This is a genomic window from Ruminococcus sp., from assembly GCF_024684275.1.
Genome location: NZ_JAIKXF010000106.1, coordinates 59,402 through 69,211 on the forward strand (window position 1 = coordinate 59,402; position 9,810 = coordinate 69,211).

The window sequence follows — 9,810 nt, forward strand, 5'->3', positions numbered from 1 at the left end:
TCCTCAGATCACCATAATTCCTACCATTACTCCGGTCAGAACGCCCACGCTCCTGTATAGCTTAGCCTTACTGTGATATTCCGCTGAACGCAGCTCGTACCTCTCCTGCATAAGCGATCTAAAAGCTGTGATGCCGTCAAGCTGTCCGTCGATGTCACTGGTTCCCAGAAGCTCACCGAAATCAAGCAGTATTCCCTTTTCCTCATGTGGAATATCTGCCTCATTCGTCAGAAGACGCCTCCATTGGCTGTGAAAATCAATTTCTGCGGAATATTCATCTGAAAGCTTGCTTATAAAGCCAAGCTTTGAGAAGTTTTCACGTTTTAAAACAGTGAAAATACTGAAAATATCAGTACCGCAGCTTCTTATCAAGGTTTCAGCAAGTCTGAAAACCTTATCAGATTCAGTACAGACAATTACGTATTTTTTTAGCTTTTCAGAACGGTACAAACCAAAAAATGCTCCGCAAAACATGGCTAAAACCGCTGCAATTAATCTAATTCCCATTTCTCAGCCTCTTTATCTCTCTTATCTTTGATGGAGCCGCAGCACCCTTGAGTATAGCAATAGTATCAAAAAGACCGCTATCGAGCAGGCAAACTATCTCACTGCGCTTAATAAGTTCATCATAGCAGCTGCCATGAGCAGTAATAATGAATTTTACTCCGCAGCCAATACCGTCGATTATAGCTTCAGAATCTGACAATGAGGCTATCTCGTCGCATATAATGACCTCAGGAGACAGAGTTCGGATCGATGAGCTGATACCATGAGCTCGGCTGCAATTGCTGATAATATCAGTCATTGCTCCCACATCGTGCTGAGGAATACCGTCATGGAGACAAGCTATCTCATTTCGCTCATCAATAAGGGCAGTTTTTCTTAAATTGCCAGTAAGTCTGCATATATCCCGAAGAATTGTTGTCTTACCCGAATTTACTCCGCCGCATATAATAATGTTTTTGTCGTAATTTGAAGAAAATAACTCCTCCCCACAGCCCTCAACAGATCTTGAAACACGGAAATTCAGCGATGTAAAATCCGTGAGAACAGGATCAGTTGTGGAGGAATATGCTCCGGAAACACCTGCTCGTACGCCATTCTCTACAACAAAATACCCCATAGAAAGCTGTTTACGACAGCTGTGTACCGAATAATGACACAGCCGTTCGACTGCTTCTCTGATGTCAGCTGAAGTCACATTATAAACTTCTTTCCTATTATAATAGGAAGTAAGCCCACCGTCACAGCGAAGGAAAGAAATCTTGTCCGGATAAACAAGATATACTGCTCCCTCAGCACGAAGCCTGACTTCCATTAAACCGTTCAGCTTATCACGTGGGATATTCAGCAAAAGTCGGCGAAGCTTCTCAGGAAGATAGGCTGTTATAGTCTCAAAGCTTGTACTACCATTCATTTTCATCACTCCTTACATTAAATACTATTCGGCTGTACAAGTCTTTAGAACAAAAAAGGACGCCGAAGCGTCCATAAAAAAACAGCACACCGAAGTGTGCTGTGATTTTTTGTGATTATTCCTTTACACCACCAAGAGCAACACCAGCGATGATGAATCTTGAGAGGAATACATAAGCGATTATGATAGGAATAATTGCAAGTGCAATTGCAAGGTAGATAGCACCATAGTCATTCAGCTTATCAGATGACTGAAGAGCAGATACCATCATTGGAAGAGTCTTCTGCTTCAGATCAACACTGATGAGGATCATGTTAGGTGTATAGAAGTTGTTCCAGCTTGCGATGAATGCGAAGATAGCCTGTACAGCTATAGCCGGCTTCATCATTGGAATAGCAATTGACACGAAAGTTCTGAACTCTCCGCATCCGTCGATACGAGCAGCTTCAACAATATCCAGTGGGAATGAAGACTTCATGTATGATCTCATGAAGTAAACAACACCGGGTGCTGCAATAGCAGGAAGGATAAGAGGCCAGTAAGTATTAGTCAGTTTAAGGTCTGACATAAATGCAATGAATCCGGCAGATGTTACCTGCATAGGTACCATCATTACAAGGAGAATAACTGAATAGGAAATCTCCTTGAGCTTAAAGTCATATACATGGATTCCGTAAGCTGTAAGTGCTGAGAAGAAAACTGTAAGGAATGTAGAACAAACTGTGATGATCAAGCTGTTCTTATAACCATGGAATGCACTGAAAATAAGCTTGAATTCAGGCTTATTAAATACTGTGTTCCAGTTTTTCTTCAGATAATCACTTGGAAGAATGCTGAGTCCGTTTGCTATATCCGTATGTGAACGAGTTGCGTTGATAACAAGGATATAGATAGGAAGCAGACATATGATCGTAAGGATAATAAACCAAAGAACAAGTATACCCGACTTTAATTTGATCTTAAAGGAGTAATTGTCCTTTACATTTCCGTACACACTTTTCATGTTATCACTCATATACTGATCCCTCCAAACTGCTTACTTTCTCTCTTAGCCTGCTGAGCGATCTTTTTACGCTGCTTCTTCTTAGCGATCTCGTCCTTGTCACGTGTAAGATAGAACGCAATAAGACCGAGAGCAAGAGTAATGAAGAAGAGAAGTACTGATGTAGCACCAGCGTAACCCATCTTATTCTCATCAGCCTGAGCATGGAAGTACTGGAAGATCATTACCGCCACTGTCTTGATATGATCCTTAGGAGTTCCTGTCGTATTATACAGGAAAGGAATATCAAACATCTGGAGACCGCCGATCATGGAAGTGATAAGAGTATATGCCATGATAGGAGTCAAAAGCGGAAGAGTGATCTTTCTGAATACCTGACCTGAGCTTGCACCGTCGATGCTTGCAGCCTCGAACAGTGAAGGATTGATACCCTGAATACCTGACATGAGCATGATCATGGTATTACCGAACCACATCCATGTCTGGATAAACATGATAACGAAACGTGAAAGCCATTCACCATCAATAAATGGCATACAGTCGTAAAGTTTAGAACCTGGGTCTCTATGTACGATGCCAAGCTTATAAAGAATAAGATTGATCGCACCCGGAGTCTGTTCTGACTGTCCGCAGAGCTGAAGGAAAAGAACAGCTACTGAAGCGGCAGTAATTATGTTTGGAAGGTACATAACAACCTTAAAGAAGCCCTTTCCCGGAATCTTTAACTGTGCCTCTGTAAACCATACAGCCAGTGAAAGTGAAAGAGCGAGCTGAGGAATAAAGTTACCGACCCAAAGGATAACAGTATTTCTCAAGCACTGGAAAAAGCTCTCGTGGATAACTCGAACTTTTCTGGTTCCGCCAAAAAGAATATCCTTATAGTTCTGAAGTCCTACCCATGCTTCAACGTTCTTACCGTTGCCATGGAAACTTACGATAAAGGTGTTGATCAGCGGCCACATTTGGAAAAAGAAATAAACAAGAAAAAACGGCAAAATAAAGAGATAGCCATACTTTGCATAGCTGATCGACTTTATGCGTCTCTGCGCGCCTGATGCCATAACACACACCCTCTCGGTAGAATTAATATAAATATAAATAAATATACACCTACGGAATACATGAGTATTCCGTAGGCATATTTATTACATTGTAATGTTAGACTATTTTACTAAAATTAGTCTTCCCACTCGAGATCAGGTATTGACTCAGCAACCTTGTCCTTGAATGCTTCAACTGTTTCATCCCAAGACTTGCCGCCCTCAAGGTAATTATCTCTTACAGCTTCAGCGAAGTTGCCCTTGATTGTTGCATCGTAAGGTGTGATAAGTCCCTTGAAGTCAATGCTCTTAGCATTCTCAGCGAGCTCTGCGAAGTAGTTCTGCTTGTCAACGAAGTTACCAGAGATCTTCTCGTTGAATACTGTGTTAGCAGAAATGAGGTCGTCCATAACCTTAGAGTTGTTTACATACTCAGGCTTGCTCTTAGCGTATTCAGTCATCTTAGCCTCATCAGATGTTGCAGCAACGATGAACTCTCTTGCGAGGTCGCCGTTATCAGTCTTTGGATTAACAACCATCCAAGTACCGCCCCAGTAGAATGGCTGAGGTCCCTCACATACAGCCCACTTGCCGTACTGAGCACCGCCTTCGCCGCCTGCAGCATCGAGGAAGAATCCGCCGAAGCCCCAAGTTGAAACGAAGTAACCCATTACATTACCGGAAACACCAGAAGCAGTCCAAGCCTGATCTGTCCACTGGTTGTTCTTTGTGATTCCGCCGCAATCCCAGAGAGCCTTTGCTGTCTCAGCAAACTTCTTGCAAGAATCGTCGATAACGAGCTTGTTGTCCTTAACCCAAGGCTGTGTACGTCCACAAGCAAATGCCTGCCACATACCACCGAGTGAGTCAGCAAGAGCAACGCTGCCGCTTGACTTCTCAGAAATTGTCTTAGCAGCTGTTACGAAGTTATCCCAGTTATCGATCTGCTTCTGCATATCTGCTGGTGTCTCAGCACCGAGGTACTCCTTAGCGAGGTCAGCTCTGTAAGCGAAGCCGCCTGCTGCAGCCTGCCATGAGATACCCTTACGAACGCCGTTGGAATCCTTACCGATCTCATCTGTGTAGCTGTAGATATTTGGGAAATCCTTATCACCAAGACCGAGCTTGCTGAGAGGAAGTGTCTTTGTATCATCGTTGATGTACTTGAGTGCCCAGTCAGCCTCTACGAAGTAAACGTCGAGGTCTGTACCGTCGTTGAAGAGCTGGTCATAGTTCTCAGAAGCCTGACCGCCGCCTACACCGAAGTCGATAAACTTGATGCCCTCAACCTTGCCGTCTGCGAGATCAGCAACGATTGTATCAGCGTTAAGGCCCTTCCAAGAAGCGATAAGAGCAGGAACGTCATCGTGGTTCCAAGCTGCAACTGTGAATGTGTCGCCGCCTGTCTTTACTGATGGATCGATTGTCCCGTCGCCCTCTGGCTCAGTTGTTGTCTCAGCAGGAGTTGTTGCCTCATCGTTACCAGATGTAGCAGCCTCTGTTGCCTTTTCGCTTGATGATGATGAGCCCTTGTCGCCGCAGCTTGCGAAAGCTGTAGCTGTCATTGCGAGTGTAGCTACTAAAGCTAAAGTTCTCTTAAGTGTGTTCATGAGATTTTTCCTCCTTAAATATCTATATTATACTTGCGTATAATATTTACGTGGGTAATAAATATTGTTTGCGGGTAACATCGCGGTCTTATTTCTGTCCGATGATTGTGCTCACCGCTGACGTCCTGCAACCGTTCTGTCAGCCTTTGCTTCTGTTCCCGTGAAGTCATTTTTACTTCACATATATCTTTTTTGCATCGCAGATGAATTTTATATTTCCCGAAGCTTCATGTCAGGGCGGCGATCATTTGTGAACGTACTTCACATCTGACGTCATAAGAGCCTTTACACTCTGCATACGTTCCATATCATAATACTGTGTCTGATTGATTCCGAAAGTAATTCTTCCTCGCACAGATCAGCAGTTTTATGCAACAATTGCTTTTGCATTTACAAATATACCGTATTTTGCGGTCAAAGTCAAGTCTTTGAGTCATTTTGTAATGTTCTTTAACCTTTTTTGGTCACACCTTACAAACCTCGCTTCCGCTGATTGTGCAAAAACACAACGCGCGCTTTGCTGTTATCAGAACATTCATTCTGAATGTTACAATTCAGTAACAGCACATTGACGCTTATTACACAATGGGAAGCTTATTCTTTTATGGCTATTGCCGAATACATAAAATTTTTTCTTCTCTGCTTGTGCAGTTTTGCGCGTTTTTATCAAATGTATATTTGGCTTTGTTAAAATTTGCCAATAGAATTGAAAGCATATATCTCAAGTATCACAGATGCGTCCACAGCATTGGTATGTCCGTCACCGTCCATATCGCCCATTCTCACCTGTGATTCGGTGAGCTCACTTTGTTTTCCTGTAGATATTGCCGCATAGTGGCTCAGTACTGCCGAAGCATCAACAGCATTCACATGACCGTCAAAATCAACATCGCCTGCCTTTGCTCCATACTGTTTCGGGACAAATACAGTCCTTGAAGCGAAAGATCTGTCGGTAGCCGAATATCTGACATAACAGCGTGTTTCATATTTAATGATGTTGCCTGTCTTGTATTCACTTCCGATAACTTTATTAAGCAGCTCTCTTCCGAGACCTGTCCGCTTTTCCATAAGAGCTTCAAATTCATCATAGGTATAGCCATATTCATTGGCTATCTCCTCGATGATCATCTCCGAGAAGTATCCCTCGTAGGCTATCTCGTATACATTTTCCTCAAAGGCACAATGGTCTGCATCGTACTGCCTGAGTGAATCTATATCAGGAACCCTTGCGGGAGCGTCCGGTATATCATACCTGATGATCTCGCTGGGAAATACTCCGTTTTCACCCTTTGCTCTCAGCCTGAAGGACTCACCGGGGATTATACCTATATAGTATAAGCCGTAATCCTCAGAAGATACATCAGCGCCGCTGATAATCCTTCCCTTTGCAGAGCCGAATCCACTGTTATCGGACTCACCTACAGCTATTTCAAGCTTTTCGCTCATCTCACGGCTGAAGGGTCCAAGAGCTTCCGCAAAATAGTTTATTTTGAACCCGGATACATCAGCTCTTTCGGGAACAGGAACAGGTATCTCCTTGCCGTCCTTTACAGCGGTCAGAGTCTGCCCTGCATATTCCAGAACACTGTCATCTGCTGAGAGTGCCTTTCCGTCAGGAGTAATAATGCTGTCTGCAAGTGAAGTGCTGATAACGCCTTTCTGAACATCGAATCTTACCAGTGAACGTATCACATGAAGGGTAACTGTATTGTCGATACAGTTCTCCCCTGACAGCTTTAGTTCAATATCTATCAGTCCGTAATCAGCAGGCACAGCCTCTATCACGTCATAGGCACCGTACTTTTTACCGTTATACTCAACATTATTCACTGTACCGAGAGTAAGCGAAATGGAATCATATTCCTCGGGTATATTTATAGTATATTCATGATCAGATATACGCTTTGCGTATCTCAGATCACTATCGTAGCTGTCGGAAGCAGTCCTATAGCCGATCCAGTTGAACGCGGCATATTTCGGAGTAAAGTATCTCTCCGAAATAACATTGCTCTTTACGCCTTCGGTCACTGCATAGGCGCTGATTTTAACTGCATCGGTTACAGCAATGGGAGCTTCATATCTCACGCTCTCCTGCTCGTTATTATATGTATAGAAGATATCGCTCTGCGGACTTCCGCAGGTAAGCTCTACCCTTTCATTTGCAGCTCCCGCAGGCTGTGAGAACTTCACCTTTCCTATAGGCTCTGCATAAGCTTTCAGGGTAAGATTACCAAAATTGGACTTTATATCGCCCATAGCAAATATCTTCCTGTAGTTTTTTTCGCCCTGCTGTGCGTCTCTCCAGAGCTCGGTATCGCTTTCGTCAATGCCGTCGTAGAGCTGTTCGATAAAGGATTCAAGCATAAACTGCTTTTCTTCCTCGGAATAAGTCACGCTCTCGTCACAGACGTCTGTCCATGTTTCGCCGTCAGCACTGAAAAAGCTTTCACCTCTGCCTGTCAGACTGCGCATTTCGCTGTCTGTTACATAGGTGCTTATATCGTTTATAGAATTATCCTTGCTCTCTACGTAGAGACTGCTCTCAAGCGGCAGAACAAATGGCGAATCCTCGCAGAAAAGCTTAACGACAACGCTGAAATCCTCATTATCATTAAGTATTACAGGTTCATCAAGATCTATCGTAAAGAACCCCGTCATATCACATTTGCCCTTAGTAACCGCTGAGGGAGTTCCCGATGAGGGATCATTCCTGTCCTTGAGTGCGGAGTATACAGTCACCTCATACTCGGTGCCTGCATTATATATGTAAGTACCCACAGTACTCAGCTGTATATCACCAACTGAGGTAAAAACATCTGCCATATAGGACGGTCCATTTTCCTCAGCTGTATCATAAGCTGACATTGTCTGTATTGGTATAAAGCTGTCGTACTGATATATGATGTCGTGCTCGTCGCTGTTTTCCAGCTGATACACCGCAAAATCGCTGAGCGTACCGTCGTAATAGGAAAGCCAGAAATAGCCTTCGTCACCGTCATGTGTTCCCCAGCTGTTCTGACATAGCCATGCGCCGTCGCCCTCGGGCTTCTTCTTGAAATGAGAAGCAGGAAAGCTGTCGTCCCAGCCGACTATAGTCACGGCATGGTTGGCAAATCTCGGCTTGCGCTCACAGTATGAGCTGCTGTACTGACTTGACCAGTTCTTTTCCTTGTCAGACATATAGGATACATCAACTGCCTGTCCATTGTACAGAAAATCCTTAACGAGAGCGTTTATCTCGTCAAAGTTGCCTCTGTCCCTGTCATATTCAAAATTATATGCGTTTTTGAGGTGATAATCCGACTGAAAATTCATAAGCTCGGTGTCAGTTCGGTTATCGAAAAAGCTCGTATTCTCATAGGGGAGCTTATCCTCACTGACAGGTCCTATCCACTGTGACCAGAGATTGGTTATCATACGGCCATTTCCGCCCTCAGACAGTATATCAGAAGTCTCATAGGATACAGGTGTAAGCTGACCTGAGCCAAAATAGTTATAGTAAGCTGTATGCAGCTCTGAAAGATCAATATGCGGAACATAGGGAAGCATACTTGACTCTGCACTGGTTATTGCCGCGTGTACCCAGCAGGTACCGTAGGAGCCCTGATTCTTTACAGAGGCAGAGCCGTAAACCTTGCGCATATCAAAAGATGAAGGAAGCTCTGCCGTATCTGCCTCTTTGACATTGTTTGTACCTATAGGCATATACGGAGCAGCAGGCTCAAACTTTACGCCGTCCTGTGCCGCAACTGAACGAAGAACGGGCATAGATAGCGTACCGCTGTGTGCTGATACTGCGGCTTGTTTATTACTGTGTCCGATAAACGGACTGATCTCAGCATAAGCAGCCGAAGGCGCAGAGAAGCAGACTAACGCTGCCGCTGTAAGGAAAGCAGTTGATCCGCTGAAAAACCTCTTCATAATTTCGCCCCCTCGCTCACATAAAGCAATTATAACACAAAGCTCGAAAAAAAGCAAGAGAAAACCCGTACTTTCTTGAAATACGGGTTTAAAAAAAAATATATATCCTTTTAAGCAGTTACAATACTATCTGCCTTGTGGAGCTTGAGCTTTTCAACAGCCTGCTCTCTCATCTTGTACTTGAGTATCTTACCAGCTGCATTCATAGGGAACCCGTCTACGTAATCAACGTATCTCGGGCACTTGTGCTTCGCCATTCTTGCAAGACAGAAGTCCTTGATCTCCTGCTCGGTAGCTGTCTCGCCGTCCTGGAGCACGATGCACGCCATGATCTCCTCGCCGTAGTCCTCATCGGGAACACCTATTACCTGAACGTCCTTTACCTTGGGATATGTGTAAAGGAAGTCCTCTATCTCCTTTGGGTAGATATTCTCACCGCCGCGGATTATCATATCCTTGATACGGCCTGTGATCTTGAAGTATCCGTCCTCTGAGCGGCGTCTTGCAAGGTCTCCTGTGTGGAGCCAGCCCTCGCTGTCGATAGCTGCTGCTGTAGCCTCGGGCATCTTGTAGTAGCCCTTCATGATATTGTAGCCTCTTGCCACAAACTCGCCGTCAACGTCGTCAGGAACTTCCTGATTGGTCTCAGGATCAACTATGCGGCACTCAACGCCGAAGATAGGTCCGCCGACTGTATTTACGCGCTGTTCCAGTGAGTCGGTAGTCTTGCTCATAGTTGTTGCGGGAGAAGCCTCGGTCTGTCCGTAAGTTATGCATATCTCGCTCATGTGCATCTTCTCGACAACTTCCTCCATTGTC

The 9,810-nt window shown here is 44.4% G+C and carries 7 protein-coding genes; all 7 read right to left on the minus strand.

Annotated features, from left to right (window positions below):
• Window positions 1-3: 3 nt before the first annotated feature.
• Window positions 4-507, minus strand: coding sequence for a stage III sporulation protein AB (locus K5677_RS12515; RefSeq protein WP_296728586.1), 504 nt, complete (start codon window positions 505-507; stop codon window positions 4-6).
• A complete protein-coding gene (locus K5677_RS12520) occupies window positions 497-1,417 on the minus strand; it encodes a hypothetical protein (RefSeq protein ID WP_296728589.1) in 921 nt (306 codons plus the stop codon). The genes K5677_RS12515 and K5677_RS12520 overlap by 11 nt, the downstream gene beginning before the upstream one ends.
• Window positions 1,418-1,532: 115 nt before the next feature.
• Window positions 1,533-2,432 (minus strand): carbohydrate ABC transporter permease, encoded by a 900-nt coding sequence (locus K5677_RS12525; protein ID WP_296728592.1) that lies wholly within the window; start codon window positions 2,430-2,432, stop codon window positions 1,533-1,535.
• On the minus strand, window positions 2,429-3,481 hold the full coding sequence (locus K5677_RS12530) for a sugar ABC transporter permease (RefSeq protein WP_296728594.1): 1,053 nt from the start codon (window positions 3,479-3,481) through the stop codon (window positions 2,429-2,431). Before K5677_RS12530 ends, K5677_RS12525 begins: the two co-directional genes overlap by 4 nt.
• Window positions 3,482-3,597: 116 nt before the next feature.
• Window positions 3,598-5,070, minus strand: coding sequence for an ABC transporter substrate-binding protein (locus K5677_RS12535; RefSeq protein ID WP_296728596.1), 1,473 nt, complete (start codon window positions 5,068-5,070; stop codon window positions 3,598-3,600).
• Window positions 5,071-5,757: 687 nt separating this feature from the next.
• Complete coding sequence (locus K5677_RS12540) at window positions 5,758-8,991, minus strand: lectin like domain-containing protein (RefSeq protein WP_296728597.1); 3,234 nt, start codon at window positions 8,989-8,991, stop codon at window positions 5,758-5,760.
• 110 nt (window positions 8,992-9,101) lie between these two features.
• Window positions 9,102-9,810 (minus strand): AMP-binding protein (locus tag K5677_RS12545; RefSeq protein ID WP_296728600.1); only part of this gene is annotated, 709 nt, incomplete at its 5' end.